14 protein-coding genes are annotated in these 15159 nt (G+C 64.6%); 4 read left to right on the forward strand and 10 right to left on the reverse strand.

Annotated elements, in window-relative coordinates; genetic code table 11:
* Window positions 1–3 precede the first annotated feature (3 nt).
* Complete coding sequence (locus IVB29_RS25310; RefSeq protein ID WP_247506124.1) at window positions 4–1083, forward strand: D-TA family PLP-dependent enzyme; 1080 nt, start codon at window positions 4–6, stop codon at window positions 1081–1083.
* Window positions 1084–1176: 93 nt separating this feature from the next.
* Here IVB29_RS25310 and IVB29_RS25315 read toward each other — a convergent pair whose 3' ends face one another.
* From IVB29_RS25315 to IVB29_RS25350, 8 genes are all read right to left on the reverse strand, one after another.
* A complete protein-coding gene (locus IVB29_RS25315; protein ID WP_256466918.1) occupies window positions 1177–2406 on the reverse strand; it encodes a TIGR03862 family flavoprotein in 1230 nt (409 codons plus the stop codon).
* Entirely contained in the window at window positions 2403–3320 is a 918-nt protein-coding gene (locus IVB29_RS25320; RefSeq protein ID WP_247506126.1) for an SDR family NAD(P)-dependent oxidoreductase, read from the reverse strand. Before IVB29_RS25320 ends, IVB29_RS25315 begins: the two co-directional genes overlap by 4 nt.
* 118 nt (window positions 3321–3438) lie before the next feature.
* The gene (locus tag IVB29_RS25325; RefSeq protein WP_247506127.1) at window positions 3439–3918 is read right to left on the reverse strand and encodes a MaoC family dehydratase; all 480 of its coding nucleotides are present in this window, start codon (window positions 3916–3918) and stop codon (window positions 3439–3441) included.
* Entirely contained in the window at window positions 3919–5637 is a 1719-nt protein-coding gene (locus IVB29_RS25330) for an AMP-binding protein (RefSeq protein WP_247506128.1), read from the reverse strand.
* Window positions 5637–6527, reverse strand: a complete 891-nt coding sequence (mmsB, locus tag IVB29_RS25335; RefSeq protein WP_247506129.1) for a 3-hydroxyisobutyrate dehydrogenase — start codon at window positions 6525–6527, stop codon at window positions 5637–5639. The genes IVB29_RS25330 and mmsB overlap by 1 nt, the downstream gene beginning before the upstream one ends.
* 25 nt (window positions 6528–6552) lie before the next feature.
* On the reverse strand, window positions 6553–7620 hold the full coding sequence (locus tag IVB29_RS25340; protein ID WP_247506130.1) for an enoyl-CoA hydratase/isomerase family protein: 1068 nt from the start codon (window positions 7618–7620) through the stop codon (window positions 6553–6555).
* On the reverse strand, window positions 7617–8762 hold the full coding sequence (locus IVB29_RS25345) for an isobutyryl-CoA dehydrogenase (RefSeq protein WP_247506131.1): 1146 nt from the start codon (window positions 8760–8762) through the stop codon (window positions 7617–7619). The genes IVB29_RS25340 and IVB29_RS25345 overlap by 4 nt, the downstream gene beginning before the upstream one ends.
* 117 nt (window positions 8763–8879) lie before the next feature.
* Window positions 8880–10376 carry a CoA-acylating methylmalonate-semialdehyde dehydrogenase gene (locus IVB29_RS25350; protein WP_092025427.1) on the reverse strand — a complete coding sequence of 499 codons (1497 nt, stop codon included), beginning with the start codon at window positions 10374–10376 and terminating at the stop codon, window positions 8880–8882.
* A gap of 100 nt (window positions 10377–10476) precedes the next feature.
* Between IVB29_RS25350 and IVB29_RS25355 the strand changes: the two genes are divergently transcribed.
* A complete protein-coding gene (locus IVB29_RS25355) occupies window positions 10477–11385 on the forward strand; it encodes a LysR family transcriptional regulator (RefSeq protein WP_247506132.1) in 909 nt (302 codons plus the stop codon).
* 113 nt (window positions 11386–11498) lie between these two features.
* Here the strand turns inward: IVB29_RS25355 and IVB29_RS25360 are convergent, their stop codons facing one another.
* Window positions 11499–12119 (reverse strand): TetR/AcrR family transcriptional regulator, encoded by a 621-nt coding sequence (locus IVB29_RS25360; RefSeq protein WP_247506133.1) that lies wholly within the window; start codon window positions 12117–12119, stop codon window positions 11499–11501.
* A gap of 64 nt (window positions 12120–12183) precedes the next feature.
* Window positions 12184–12717: a PaaI family thioesterase gene (locus IVB29_RS25365; protein ID WP_247506134.1), complete on the reverse strand. Its 534-nt coding sequence runs from the start codon at window positions 12715–12717 to the stop codon at window positions 12184–12186.
* 155 nt (window positions 12718–12872) lie between these two features.
* Here IVB29_RS25365 and IVB29_RS25370 point away from each other — a divergent pair, with 155 nt between their 5' ends.
* Window positions 12873–13643, forward strand: a complete 771-nt coding sequence (locus IVB29_RS25370) for an enoyl-CoA hydratase (RefSeq protein WP_247506135.1) — start codon at window positions 12873–12875, stop codon at window positions 13641–13643.
* Between the two features lie 265 nt (window positions 13644–13908).
* The gene (locus tag IVB29_RS25375) at window positions 13909–15105 is read left to right on the forward strand and encodes an acetyl-CoA C-acyltransferase (RefSeq protein WP_247506136.1); all 1197 of its coding nucleotides are present in this window, start codon (window positions 13909–13911) and stop codon (window positions 15103–15105) included.
* The last annotated feature ends 54 nt before the right edge of the window (window positions 15106–15159 follow it).

A 15159-nucleotide genomic window follows, 5' to 3' on the forward strand; every position in this document is an offset into this window, starting at 1 on the left:
ATCATGACCACGACCCTCGCCGCAAAGATCGCACGTGAATACGGCACTCCCTGCGCCGTCATCGACATGGACAAGGTGGAGCGCAACATCGCGCGGATCCAGAAGGCCTGCGACGACGCCGGCGTCGCCAACCGTCCCCACATCAAGACGCACAAGAACCCGACCATCGCAAAAATGCAGGTCGCGGCCGGTGCCAAGGGCATCACCTGCCAGAAGCTCGGCGAAGCCGAGATCATGGCCAATGCCGGCATCGACGACATCCTGATCAGCTACAATCTGCTCGGCGAAGAGAAGATGGCGCGGCTCGGCGCGCTCCAGGCAAAAGCCAACATGACGGTCGCCGCCGACAATTCGACGGTCGTTGCCGGCTTGCCGAAGGCCGCCGCGGCCTCGGGCCGTCCGCTCTCGGTCGTCGTCGAATGCGACACGGGCCGCAAGCGCGCGGGCGTCGAGACGCCGGCCGAGGCGATCGCGCTGGCCCGCGAGATCGCCGCGTTCCAGGGGCTGCAATTCGCGGGCTTCATGATGTACCCGACCGAGACCGGCTGGGGCGATGCGCAGACGTTCTTCGATGAGGCGCTGGCCGGCGTGCGTGCGCATGGGCTCGATGCAAAAATCGTCTCGACCGGCGGCACGCCGAACCTGAAGAACATCGGCAAGCTCAAGGGCGGCACCGAGCACCGCTTCGGCACCTACATCTATAACGATCGCATGCAGGTCGCGGCCGGCTCGGCGACCTGGGACGATTGCGCACTCCACATCTATTCGACGGTGGTGAGCCGCGCCGCGCCCGAGCGCGGCATTCTGGATGCCGGCTCGAAGACGCTGACCACGGACACCGGCGGCCTCGACGGCCACGGCCTGATCCTGGAGCATCCCGAAGCCAAGATCGCGCGCTTCGCCGAGGAGCACGGCTTCCTCGACCTCTCCCGCAGCAACACGCGGCCGAATGTCGGCGACGTCGTGCGGATCGTGCCCAATCACGTCTGCGTCGTCGTCAATATGATGGACGAGGTGGTGATGGTCCGCGGCGAGGAGATCATCGGCACGCTGCCGGTGGCAGCGCGCGGCAAGCTGCGGTAGGTGCCGTAGGGTGGGCAAAGCGAAGCGTGCCCACGACTTTCTCGCCGTGACCGCGAAAGCTCGTGGGCACGGCGCTTCGCACCTTTGCCCACCCTACGGTTTTTGCGATTGGGCGAGCCACACCAGCGCCCCCCTGCCCGCAGCAGCACCCGTCGCAAACGACGCCTGCAGCAGATAGCCGCCGGTTGGCGCCTCCCAGTCGAGCATCTCGCCGGCAGCAAACACGCCAGGCAATTTGCGCAGCATGAAGTTTTCGTCGATCTCATCGAACGCAATCCCGCCTGCAGTCGAGATCGCACGATCAATCGGGGCTACGCCCGTGAGCTGAACCGGAATCGCATTGATCAGGTGCGCGAGCTCGGCCGGCGAAAATCCCGCCAGCGATCGGCCGGACGCAATAGCGGCCTCCTGCATCAGACCGATGCCAACCGGCGACACTTGCGCAGCCTTGCGCAGGAAATTCGCGAGGGATTGCTTGCCGCGCGTGCCCGACAGGCGCGTGGTCAGCGCGGCTTGGTCGAGATCAGGCCGCAATGCAATTGTCAGCGTCGCATGCCCGAGCCCCAGCACCGCCTCGCGCAGCTCGGCCGACAGCGCATAGATCGCGCCGCCTTCGATGCCGCTCCGCGTGATCATCGCTTCACCACGCACCGTGTGCGCACCGATCGTCAGCGCCACGCCCTTGAGCGGCTGGCCCTCGAAGCGATCACGGAACACATCGGACCATGCGACCGTGAAGCCGGAATTGGCCGGCCGCAGCTTTGAGATGGCAATGTGCTTCGCGGCGAGGATATCGACCCAACCTCCGTCCGACCCGAGTCGCGGCCAGCTCGCGCCGCCGAGCGCAAGCACGGTGGCGTCGGCAGTAACAATGGAGGCACCATTGGGTGTTTGAAACAGTAGCCGTCCCTCGTCGTTCCACCCGGTCCAGCGATGCCGAAACGCAAATTGCACGCCGGCAGCGTCGAGCCGCCGCAGCCAGGCGCGCAGCAAGGGCGAGGCCTTGAACGTTTTTGGAAATACCCGCCCGCTGCTGCCGACGAAGGTCAGCTGCCCAAGCGCCGCGCTCCAGTCGCGCAATGCGTCGGGCGAAAACGCCTCGATCGCAACGCGCAGATGCGGCATCGCTTCGCGGTAGCGGGCGAGGAAATCCGGCAGCGGCTCGCTGTGGGTGAGATTGAGCCCACCCCGGCCAGCCATCAGGAATTTGCGGCCGGCGGAAGGCATTGCGTCGTACACGGTGACGCGGGCGCCACCCTGCGCCAGCACCTCCGCCGCCATCAGCCCGGCGGGACCGGCGCCGATGACGGCGACGGCGGTCAGAGCTTGATCCCCGCCCGCGCCGCCGCCTGGGCCACATACTTCTGCGTCTGCTCGAACGCACCCGTCAACGCCCTCGCCTTCGACATGTCGCTGATCTCGGCGAAATGCGCGGCGACCGCGTCCGGCGTCCATTCGGATTCCGGCAGATTGATGCCCTCGCTCTCGACAATCTTGATCACGGCAAACGAACCTGCACCGGCGCCCATGATCGTGCGGGTCGGCGCGTCCTCGCTCAGCATGTACTCGACGGCGGGTGTGATCGCATTCGGCTTCATCAGTTGCAGCGCCTGCGGCGGCAGCAGCTCTTCGGTCATGCGGGTCGCCGCCGTCGGCGAGATGATGTTGACGCGGATGTCGGTCTTGCGGCCCTCTTCTGCGAGCACGTTCATCAAGCCCACCATGCCGGATTTTGCCGCGCCGTAATTGGCCTGGCCGAAATTACCGTAGAGGCCGGAGGACGACGTCGTCAGCACGATGCGGCCGTAATTGCGGTCGCGCATGCCGGCCCAGGCCGCCTTGCAGCAATAGAAGGTGCCGACGAGGTGGACATCGAGCACCTTCTGGAAATCGGCTGCTTCCATCTTGCCGAACGATTTGTCACGCAGGATGCCGGCATTGGCGCACATGAGATCGACGCTGCCCCACTCCTTGGTGGCGCGCTCGACCATGGCGGTGACCTGCTCGAAATTCGACACGTCGGCGCCATCGGCCATCGCGGTGCCGCCGGTCTTGCGGATCTCCTCGACCACGGCTTCAGCCGGCGACAGCGAGCCGCCGCTGCCGTCGCGCGCGCCGCCGAAGTCGTTGACCACGACCTTGGCGCCGCGGCTGGCGAGCCCAAGCGCGTGCGCCTTGCCGAGACCATTGCCCGCGCCGGTGACGATGGCGACGCGTCCGTCGAACCTGATTGCCATGAGTATGCTTCCGGATGTTGGATTGTCATGGCCGGGTTTGCCCGCGGCCATCCATCAAATCGACAGGCTTTTGAGCAGCGATGGGTGGCCGGGTCAAGCCCGGCAGCGAGGCCTCAAGTCAGGCGAAATAGATCAGCCCCAGCCATTCGGCGACCAAAGCCGGCTTGCCCTCACCTTCGATCTCCACCGTCACATTGGTACGCGACAGCAATTCGTTGGACTTGCGGAGCTTGGCTTCAGCGAGCACGAACCGCCCGCGGACGCGCTTGCTCGAGCGCACCGGCGAGATGAAGCGCAGCTTGTCGAAACCGTAATTGACACCCATCGTGGTGCCCGCGATGACGGGCATCACCTCATAGGACATGATCGACAGCAGCGACATCGTCAGGAATCCGTGCGCGATGGTGGTGCCGAAGGCAGTCTCTTTCTTCGCGCGTTCCGGATCGACGTGGATGAACTGATGATCCTCGATCACATCGGCATAGGTGTCGATGCGCGGCTGGTCGATCAGGTGCCACGACGATACGCCGATCTCCTTGCCGACCATGGCCTGATAGGCGTCCAAGGGAATCGGCGGCTTCTTCCAGACTTCGTTCACTTAGGTCTCACTCCGGGTTTTCGACAGCTCCGGAAAATCCTCCTCGCGGAATTCCCGGCCGCGCAGCGGATCACTGCGATCATCGTCGCGTTCGAGCCTGCGTAGCTGCACGCGGCGGATTTTTCCAGAGATCGTTTTCGGCAGCTCGGTGACGATTTCGAGGCGCCGGATGCGCTTGAATGGCGCAAGCCGCGTGTGCAGGTGCTTGAAGATGGAGAGCGCGGTCTCCGGCGTCCGCTCGGCGCCTGACGTCAACAGTACGAACGCCTTGGGAATCGCGAGCCGGATCGGATCGGGGCTCGGCACCACCGCCGCTTCCGCTACCAGTTCATGCTCGAGCAGCACGCTCTCCAGCTCGAACGGGCTGATGCGGTAGTCGGATGATTTGAACACGTCGTCCGAGCGGCCGACGAAGGTGAGATAGCCGTCGTCGTCTTCGAACACCACGTCGCCGCTGCGATAGAGCTCGCCTTCGGCGCCTGCCAATTGGCCGTCGTCGCCCTGATAGCCCTGCATCAGGCCGGCGGGACGGTCATCGCCCAGCACCAGCGCGACCTCGCCCTCCTTCGCCCGATAGCCGTCGGCGTCGCTAACCTGCACGCGATAGCCCGGCAGCGGCCGGCCCATCGAACCGATCTTGATTTTTTGTCCGGGCGAGTTGCCGGCAAGCGCCGTGGTTTCCGTCTGGCCGTAGCCGTCGCGGATGGTGAGGCCCCAGGCGGCCTGCACTTGGTCGATGACTTCAGGATTGAGCGGCTCACCTGCGCCGCAGACCTCGCGCAAACTCACTTTGAAGGACGCAAGGTTCTCCTGGATGAACAGCCGCCACACCGTCGGCGGCGCGCACAGCGTGGTGACGCCGCAGCGGCCGATCGTGGCGAGCAGCGCCTTGGCATCGAAGCGGGGCTGATTGACCACGAACACGGTGGCGCCAGCATTCCACGGCGCGAAGAAGCAGCTCCAGGCGTGCTTGGCCCAGCCGGGCGAGGAAATGTTGAGATGGACATCGCCGGGCTTCAGCCCGATCCAGTACATGGTGGAGAGATGGCCGACAGGATAGCTGCGCTGGCTGTGCAGCACGAGTTTTGGTTTTGCGGTCGTACCCGAGGTGAAATAGAGCAGCATCGGGTCGTCGGCGTTAGTCGGGCCGTCGGCTGTCAAACTCTCCGAAGCTTTCGCCGCCTCGTCGTAAGCCAGCCAGCCATCGAAGGCCGCGCCAACGACGATGCGCACGACATTCTCGGCGCCCAGGCTCGCGAACTTCGCGACCTGATCCTGCGCAGCCACCACCGCCTTCGCCTTGCCGCGGTCGAGCCGGTCGCGGAGCTCGTCGGCGGTGAGCAGCGTGGTCGCGGGGATCACGACGATTCCGAGCTTCATCGCAGCCAGCATCGTCTCCCACAGCGGAACCACATTGCCGAGCAGCAGCAGGAGATGATCGCCGCGCTTGAGGCCCTGCGCGCGGAGAAAGTTCGCGACCTGATTGGAGCGCTTCGAGAGCGCCGCGAAGGACAGTTTTGTCTGCTTATCCTGCGCGGCATCGACAATCCAGAGCGCGGGCCGGTCCTTGCTGTCCGCATTCGTCGCCAGCTCGGCGTCGAACCAGTCGAGCGCCCAGTTGAAGGGAACCGGATCGGGCCAGCGGAAGTCCTTGACCGCTGTCACGTAGTCCGTGCGGTGCGTGAGCAAAAACGCGCGCGCTTCCTGAAATGTCGTCATCAAGCTTTCCCGGCCAGCTCCCTAACGTGCTTGATAATTCCGGAAAAATCCACCCCACCCTGACCTGCCTTGTCGAAGGCCTGGTAAATCTCCTGCGCATGCTGGCCGAGCGGCGTCGCCGCGCCCGCGGCCTTCGCGGCGTCCTGCGCAAGCGTCAAATCCTTCACCATCAACGCCGAGGCGAAGCCCGGCTTGTAATCGTTGTTGGCGGGCGACGTCGGCACCGGGCCCGGAACCGGGCAATAGGTCGTCAGCGACCAGCACTGACCCGACGAGGTCGAGGCGACGTCAAACAGCGCCTGATGCGAGAGGCCGAGCTTTTCAGCCAACGCAAACGCCTCGCTCACCGCAATCATGGAAATGCCGAGGATCATGTTGTTGCAGATTTTTGCCGCCTGGCCCGCGCCGGCGCCGCCGCAATGGACGATCTTCTTGCCCATTTTTTCCAGCACGGGCTTTGCCGCCGCGAACGCGCCCTCCTCACCGCCGCACATGAAGGTGAGCGTCGCGCCCTTGGCGCCGCCGGTGCCGCCGGAGACCGGTGCGTCGACTGAGAGCACGCCGTTCTTCCCCGCAAGCGCATGCGCCTGCCGCGCACTCTCGACGTCGATGGTGGAGCTGTCGATGATCAGCGCGCCCTTGGTCATAACAGGAACGACCTCGTTCCAGACGCCGAGCACGTGCTTGCCTGCGGGGAGCATGGTGACGACGACATCGGCGCCCTTCACCGCGTCCGATGCGTTGTCGGCGATACCAGCACCGTCGGTCTTGGCCTGCGCGCGCGAGGGCTCAGCGAGATCGAACGCGACGACCTTGTGGCCGGCCTTGACCAGATTGGCGGCCATCGGGCCGCCCATGTTGCCGAGACCGATGAATGCGATCGTGGCCATCTTCGTTTCCTCCGCTTGAACGTTGTTAGTTGAATTTGAGTTCGTCGGCGCCGATCTCGGCGAGATACGGCGCCAGCATCTGCGGTGTCACATGCTCGATCCGCGGCGGCGAAAAGCTCGGATTGCGGTCCTTGTCGATCACGGCGGCGCGCACGCCCTCGCGGAAATCGTCGCTGCGGAAGACCTCCAGCGCGGCGCGATATTCACGCACCAGACATTCTTCCAGGCTCGACGCGGTACGCGCGAGACGCAAGAGCTTCAGCGTCACCACCATGCCGCGCGGCGACTTTTCATTGAGCGTCTTGAGCGTCGCCAGCGCGAACTCTGAGCCGTCGCGCTGGAGCGCCGCGAAGATATCCTCCATACGGTCGAAGCCGAACAGCGTGTCGATCATCGCCTGCTTCGCCGCCACCGGCCCGGCGGCATCGCCTGTCGCAAAGCCGTCGATGAGCTTGCTGACGTCGGCCGCAGTCACACCGTGGCGGACATGCGTCAGCGCCTCACGCAGCTCCGGCCATTTGGCAGCCGGCACCACGGCGTCGGCGAACTTTGCGTGGATCGCGTCAGGACCGTTCATGGTCTGGCCGGTAAGACCAAAATAAGTGCCGATCTCGCCGGGTGAGCGCGACAGTAGCCAGGTGCCACCAACATCGGGGAAGAAGCCGAGCCCGACCTCGGGCATCGCGAGTCTGGTGCGATCGGTGACGACGCGATGGCTGGCATGGCCGGACAAACCGACGCCACCGCCCATCACGAGGCCGTCCATGAATGCGACATACGGCTTCGGATATCTCGCGATCCGCGCATTCATGACGTATTCCTGGCGCCAGAACCGCGCGCCAAGGTCGCCGCCTTCGCGCGAGCTGTCCCAGAGGCTGCGGATATCGCCGCCGGCGCAGAGGCCGCGTTCGCCGGCGCCCTCAAGGATGATCACGGCCACTTCCGGATCAGCCTCGAATCTGTCGAGCGCCGCGTCGATGCCGATGGACATCTCCAGCGTCATGGCGTTGATCGCCTTGGGACGGTTGAGCCGGATCACGCCCGCCGCACCCTCGCGGCGAACGATGAGATCGCCCTCTTCTACTCCACTCATCGCGCGCCCTCGATCAATTTGCGCGCCACGATGAGCCGCATGATTTCATTGGTGCCTTCGAGGATCTGGTGCACGCGCAGATCGCGGACGATCTTCTCGATGCCGTATTCGCTGAGGTAACCGTAGCCGCCATGAAGCTGAAGCGCATGGTTGGCGACCTCGAAGCCGACGTCTGTGCCGAAGCGTTTTGCCATCGCGCACAGCATGGTGGCGTCGGGGTCCTTGCGGTCCAGCGCCGCGGCGGCGCGCCACAAAAACGTGCGCGCGGCCTCGAGCTCGATGGCCATGTCGGCGAGACGGAATTGCAGCGCCTGGAATTCATCGAGGCGTTTTCCAAACGCCTTGCGTTCCTTCATGTAGCTGCGCGCCTTGTCGAGCGCGGTCTGCGCGCCGCCGAGCGAGCATGCCGTGATGTTGAGCCGGCCGCCATCGAGGCCGGCCATCGCGATCTTGAAGCCGACGCCCTCCTCGCTCAACCGGTTGGCGATGGGCACGCGGGCATTCTCGAAGATCACGGCGCGGGTCGGCTGCGCGTTCCAACCCATCTTGCGCTCGTTGGCGCCGAACGAAACGCCTGATGTCCTGCCGTCAATGACGAGGGTCGAGATGCCGCCGGGACCATCGCCGCCGGTGCGGACCATCACGACCAGCAGATCGGTGCCGCCGGCGCCCGAGATGAATTGCTTCTGGCCGTTCAAGACGTAATGATCGCCATCGCGCACCGCACGGGTGCGCAGTGCCGCCGCATCGGAGCCGGCGGCCGGCTCGGTCAGGCAATAGCTCGCGATCAGCTCCATCGTACAGAGCTTTGGCAGCCATTTGTGGCGCTGGGTGTCGCTGCCGTAGCCATCGATCATCCAGGACGCCATGTTGTGGATGGAGATGAAGGCCGCGGTGGTCGGGCAGCCCGTCGCCAGTGCCTCAAAAATCAGCGCGGCGTCGAACCGTGTCATGGCGGAGCCGCCTACGTCCTCGCGAATGTAGATGCCGCCCATGCCGAGCGTCGCGGCTTCGCGCATCACGTCGACGGGGAAATGCTTTTCCTCGTCCCAGCGCAGCGCGTGCGGCGCGATCTTCTCCGCCGCAAACGCCAACGCCATGTCGCGAACCGCGACCTGATCCTCGTTCAGAGCGAACTGCATGCTGGGCTGCTCATTTTTCTCGTCATCGCGAGCGAAGCGAAGCAATCCAGCATCCCTCCGCAGAGACAGTCTGGATTGCTTCGTCGTAAGGGCTCCTCGCAATGACGGCTGAGGAAATTACTTCATCAGCGGGATCGAGAACTCCGCGCCTTCCTTGACGCCGGAAGGCCAGCGCGAGGTCACCGTCTTGGTCTTGGTGTAGAAGCGGACCGAATCCGGACCGTGCTGGTTGAGGTCGCCGAAGCCGGACTTTTTCCAGCCGCCGAAGGTGTAATAGGCGATCGGCACCGGGATCGGCACGTTGATGCCGACCATACCGACATTGACCTTGGCCGCGAAGTCGCGGGCGGCATCGCCGTCGCGGGTGAAGATGGCAACGCCGTTGCCGTAATCATGCTCCGACGGCAGCGCCAGCGCTTCCTTGTAGTCGTGCGCGCGCACCACCGAGAGCACCGGGCCAAAGATCTCTTCCTTGTAGATTCGCATGTCCTTGGTGACGTTGTCGAACAGCGAACCGCCGAGATAGAAACCGTTCTCGTAGCCCTGCATCTTGAAGCCGCGGCCGTCGACAGCGAGCGTCGCGCCTTCCTTGATGCCGATGTCGATATAGCCCTTGACCTTCTCGACCGCCTCGCGCGTCACCAGCGGACCGTAATCGGCCGACGGATCGATCGAGGTGCCGATCTTGAGCGACTCGACGCGCGGGATCAGCTTTTCCATCAGGCGGTCGGCGGTGGACTTGCCGACGGGAACGGCGACGGAAACGGCCATGCAGCGCTCGCCGGCCGAGCCGTAGCCGGCGCCGATCAGCGCGTCGACAGCCTGGTCCATGTCGGCATCCGGCATGATGATGGCGTGGTTCTTGGCGCCGCCAAAGCACTGGCAGCGCTTGCCGGTCTGGGCCGCGCGCTCATAGATGTACTGCGCGATCGGCGTCGAGCCGACAAAGCCGACGGCCTTGATGTCGGGGTCGTCGAGGATGGCGTCGACCGCTTCCTTGTCGCCGTTGACGACGTTGAGGATGCCGGCCGGCAGGCCCGCCTCGATCATGAGTTCGGCGAGCATCATCGGCACGCCCGGATCACGCTCGGAGGGCTTCAGGATGAAGGCGTTGCCGCAGGCAATCGCGGGTGCGAACTTCCACATCGGGATCATCGCCGGGAAATTGAACGGCGTGATGCCGGCGACGACGCCGAGCGCCTGGCGCATGGAATAGATGTCGATGCCTGGGCCGGCACCTTCGGTGTACTCGCCCTTCATCAGATGCGGGATGCCGCAGGCGAATTCCGCGACCTCAAGGCCGCGCTGGATGTCGCCCTTGGCATCGGGCACGGTCTTGCCGTGCTCGCGAGCGAGCATTTCGGCGAGCTTGTCGTAGTCGCGCTGCACCAGCTCGACGAATTTCATCATCACGCGGGCGCGGCGCTGCGGGTTGGTCGCGGCCCATTCGGGCTGTGCGGCGCGGGCGTTCTCGACGGCGGCGCGAACTTCGGCCTTGGACGCCAGCGCCACCTTGGCCTGGACGTCACCGGTCATCGGCTCGAAAACGTCGGCGGTGCGGCCCGAGGTGCCCTTGACCTCCTTGCCACCGATGAAATGTCCGACTGCGCGCATGGAAAACTCCTTAGGTCCCGGTCTGATCGCTTTGACAAATCCTATCGACCTGCATTTTATAGGATTCAAGTCTGAGATAATGCACCATAGATGTGCGAAAATGCTGGATCAAGGCGCTATCGACTGGGACGACTTTCGCTTTGTGCTGGCCATCGTAAGGGGCGGCTCGGTTTCGGCTGCGGCAAAGCAGCTCGGGGTCGATCATGCCACGGTGATCCGCCGCGTCGACCGGCTGGAAAAGCACCTTTCCGCGAAGCTGTTTGACCGGCGCAAGACCGGCTATCTCCTCACCGAGGCCGGCCAGCGCGTCGCCGACAGCGCGGAAGCCATGGAATCGACCATCGTCGCCAACCAGGAGCAGGTCGGCGGTTCGGTGGCCCGGCTGACCGGCACGGTGCGGATCGGTGCGCCAGACGGGTTCGGCACCGCCTTCCTGGCGCCGCGACTGGCCCCCTTCGCCGACCGGTACCCCGATCTCGATTTGCAACTTGTGGCCACTGCGCGGCTGTTCAGTCTCTCCAAGCGCGAGGCCGATATCGCAATCAGCCTGACCATGCCGAAGGAAGGCCGCATCGTCGGCCGCAAGCTGCTGGATTACCGTCTCGGGCTTTACGCCGCCCCTGGCTATCTCGACCGCTTCCCGAAAATCACCTCGCGCGAGGTGCTGCCGCAGCACCGCTTCGTCGGCTACATCGAGGAGCTGCTGTTCACGCCTGAGCTCGACTATCTGCCGCAGGTATCACCGCGGATTTCCGCGCGCTTGCGCAGCGCCAATTTGATCGCGCAGCTCAACGCCACACTGTCAGGCTTCGGCATCGCCGTGCTGCCGCACTTCATGGCAAGCGACTATCCGCAGCTTGTGGCGGTGCTGCCCGAGGAGATCTCGATCACGCGGACGTTCTGGATGCTGATGCACGCAGACAGCAAGGATCTCGCGCGTATTCGCGCCGTGGCGGATTACATCGGCGAGATCGTGGAGCGCGATCGCGCGTTGTTTGCGGGGCGGTAGACGACGGTGTCGTAGGGTGGATTAGCGAAGCGCAATCCACCTCTTTCGTCTCCGCAGAGAAAACAGTGATGGGTTACGCTTCGCTAACCCACCTACCGCATCACGCCATCTCGCTAATTCTGCTTCGCCTTCTTCGCAGCCGTCACCTTCGGCTCGCGCTTCGCACCATCGAGCGCGCTGTCCTTGCCGGCCTTCAGCACCTCATCCGACAGCTCACTCGAGCCTGCGATACGCGCCAGCAGCATCGTGCCGGCCATGGTTGCCAGCGTCGCGATCGCCTGCTTGCGCGCGGCCTTGCGCGGCAGGTTCGGGATGTAGTCGGTCATCATCTCGACCATCTCGTCGAGCTTGCCGGCAAACGCCTTTCGCGTCTTCGGGCTCTCGCGGGCGATCTCGGCACCCAGCGCAGGGATCGAGCAGCCATGGCCGGGATTGTCGCGATGCAGCGCGGAGAGATAGGTTTCGACCATCTGGGTGAGCTGCTTCTCGGGTGCGACCTGGTGGGACTGCTTGCGCCAGTTTTCCATCGCGCGGTCCATGGCATAGCCAAAGGCCTCGATCACCAGCGCCTCGCGGGAATCGAAATGCGCGTAGAAACCGCCATGGGTCAGGCCTGCCTCCTTCATAAGGTCGGCGACACCGATGCCGTGAGCACCTTTTTCGCGCAGCCGCACCGAGGCTTTCTTCACGATGCGATCGTGGGTTTCCTGCTTGTGTTCCGGGGAATAGCGCATGCGGATCTCATTGAATGTCGGAGATCATCTCATAACACAGAAATGGACCGGACGATGCATTAATTCAGGTTAAGTTATTGCCGATCATGGAAAAGGTTGCAGTTGCATGGACCGCGAGCGCGCCCTTGCCGTCGCAGACAAAACCCTCGGTGTAGCTGGTCTGGCGCCCCAGTTTGATGATTTTGCCTTCCGCCGAGATCAGCCCGGAACGGACCGACAGCGGGCGCAGAAAGGTCATCTTCAAATCGAGCGTGACGGACGACTGCCCAGCCTCCAGCCGCGTCGAAATCGCGCAGCCCATGGCGGTGTCGACCAGCGCCGCCGCAGTCGCGCCATGCAGGAGCCCGATGGTATTTTCGAGATCCTCGCGCGGCTCCAGCTCCATCACGATCCGGCCCGGCTCGACCACCGCCATGGTGAAGCCGATCAGCTTTGCGAAGGGCGGCGGTGGCAGGCGGCCGTCACGGATGCCGAGCATGGCGTCCATGCCCGACAGACCCATCGCCACTTTCGCGACCGGCGCCGGCACCTGCCAGTCCACCACACGCTCGCGCCGCTGCGCCGGTGAAAACAGGTCCAGCTGATCGATGTCGGTCATGGCCGCCTCTTTGAATGATGCGCATCATACTATGCTGCGAACTTCGTGCTGGCAACTCCGTCTCCCAGGACCGCTTGACAAGCAGGACATTTCGGCCCGGAAGTGATGCCGACGCGCGCGCCTCGCGCCTGTCCACGAAACCTTCGAGATCCCCGATGGAAATGCTCAACAATTACTGCGGCGTGACGCGCGATGCGCGCGGCGTCGTTCATGTCGCGATCTGCAACGCCGGCTCGCTGAACATTCTGGGCTCGCCCGTCACCGACGCGGTCCGCGAAGGCTTGCAGCAGCTTAGCTCCGACCGCAGCATCCGCGTGGTGGTGCTGCGCGGCCAGAGCGAGAAGAGCATGATCGGCGGCGCCGACATCAAGGAGATGGCCAAGCTCGACCAGACGTCGGCTGAAGCCTTCATCAGCCGCCTGCGCGATCTCTGCGAAGCCGTGCGCCAGTTCCCCACCCCCGTGATCGCGCGCATGCCCGGCTGGTGCCTCGGCGGCGGGCTCGAGGTCGCAGCTGCCTGCGATTTCCGGATCGCGGCGCACGATGCGCATTTCGGCATGCCGGAGGTCCGCGTCGGCATTCCCTCGGTGATCCATGCTGCGCTGTTGCCGCGCCTGATCGGCTGGGCCCGCGCGCGCTGGCTGGTGATGACGGCGGAAAACATCGACGCGCCGACAGCGCTGGCTTGGGGACTGGTCGACAAAGCCGCCTCCGAGGGTGGTCTGGATGCCGAGGTCGAGCATCTCGTCAACGCGCTGCTCGAATGCGGCCCCGAGGCATTGCGGTCGCAGAAGGCGCTGCTCCGGCAATGGGAGGAGTTGCCGCTGACGGAGTCGGTCAACCTCAGCGTAAAAGTGTTCGGCGAGTCGTTCCTGACGGATGAGCCGACGCGCTTGATGCAGGCGTTTGTAAACAGGAAGCGGTAGGCCCGCGACAAAGGCGGTGTCATGCTCCGCGAAAGCGGGGCATCCGGTACGCCGCAGCCCCTCCTTATTCCCGTACGGCCTCTGGAATACTGGATCACCCGCTTTCGCGGGTGATGACAGTGTGCCCTGAGCAAGTGCGCCCTCCAATCGAACGACCAATTCTCATCCGAACCACGACATTTTCTCATGCCGGCCGCGGTTGCATTTTTTGCACCGCATCATATGATGATCATAATCTCAAACGTCATCGCAGGGAGTTTTCGTCATGGCCGAAGCCGCCGATCCCGTCGTCATCGTCTCCGCCGCCCGCACCCCGCTCGGCCGCTTCATGGGCGAGCTGTCGCCGCTCCCCGCTCACAAGCTCGGATCGCATGTGATCGGCGCGGCGCTCGAGCGAGCGAAACTCGCGCCCGAAAAGGTCGACGAAGTCTTCATGGGCTGCGTGCTGCCGGCCGGACAAGGTCAGGCCCCGGGGCGCCAGGCCGCGCGTGCGGCGGGCCTCCCCGATGCCACCGGCGCGACCACGGTCAACAAGGTCTGCGGCTCCGGCATGAAGGCGACCATGCTGGCGCACGACATCATCCGCGCCGGCTCGGCTGAGATCGTGGTCTCCGGCGGCATGGAGAGCATGAGCAATGCGCCCTATCTCCTTGCGAAGGCGCGCGGCGGCTACCGCGTCGGCCACGACCGCATCATAGACCACATGATGATGGACGGGCTCGAGGACGCCTACGAGAGCGGCCGCTCGATGGGCGATTTCGGCGAGGCCACCGCGGAAGCCTATCAATTCACCCGCAAGGACCAGGACGCCTATGCGATGGAGACGCTGAGCCGCGCGCGCAAGGCGGTCGAGGGCGGTGCGTTCAAGGCCGAGATCGCGCCGATCACGCTGGCCGAGAAGGCCGGCCCGCGCATCGTCGCCAATGACGAGCATCCGCTGAAGGTCGATCCCGCAAAGATCCCGGGCCTGAAGCCGGCCTTCCGCGCCAATGGCACCATCACGCCCGCCGCCTCCTCCGCCAATGCCGATGGCGCCGCCGCACTGGTGCTGACGAAACGCTCGCTCGCCGATCGCAATGGGCTACCTGTTATCGCCGAGATCAAGGGTCACGCCACCCACAGCCAGGAGCCGCAATGGTTCACCACGGCCCCGATCCCGGCGATCCGCAAGCTGCTCGACAAGGTCGGCTGGAGCGCTGGCGATGTCGACCTGTTCGAGATCAACGAGGCCTTCGCCGTGGTGGCGATGGCGGCGCAGCGCGATCTCGGCATTCCCCGCGATAAGCTCAACATCAACGGCGGCGCCTGCGCGCTCGGCCATCCCATCGGCGCCACCGGTGCGCGGCTGATCGTGACGCTGCTGCATGCGCTGGAAGCCAACAATCTCAAGCGCGGCGTCGCCGCGCTCTGCATCGGCGGCGGTGAAGCCACGGCGATCGCCGTGGAGCGCCTCGCGCGCTGAGAAAGTCTGTAAATGAGGGAAGTCTGTCATTTCGGACTTCCCGCTTCCATGCCA

Source organism: Bradyrhizobium sp. 1, assembly GCF_023073315.1.
Classification (GTDB): Bacteria; Pseudomonadota; Alphaproteobacteria; order Rhizobiales; family Xanthobacteraceae; genus Bradyrhizobium.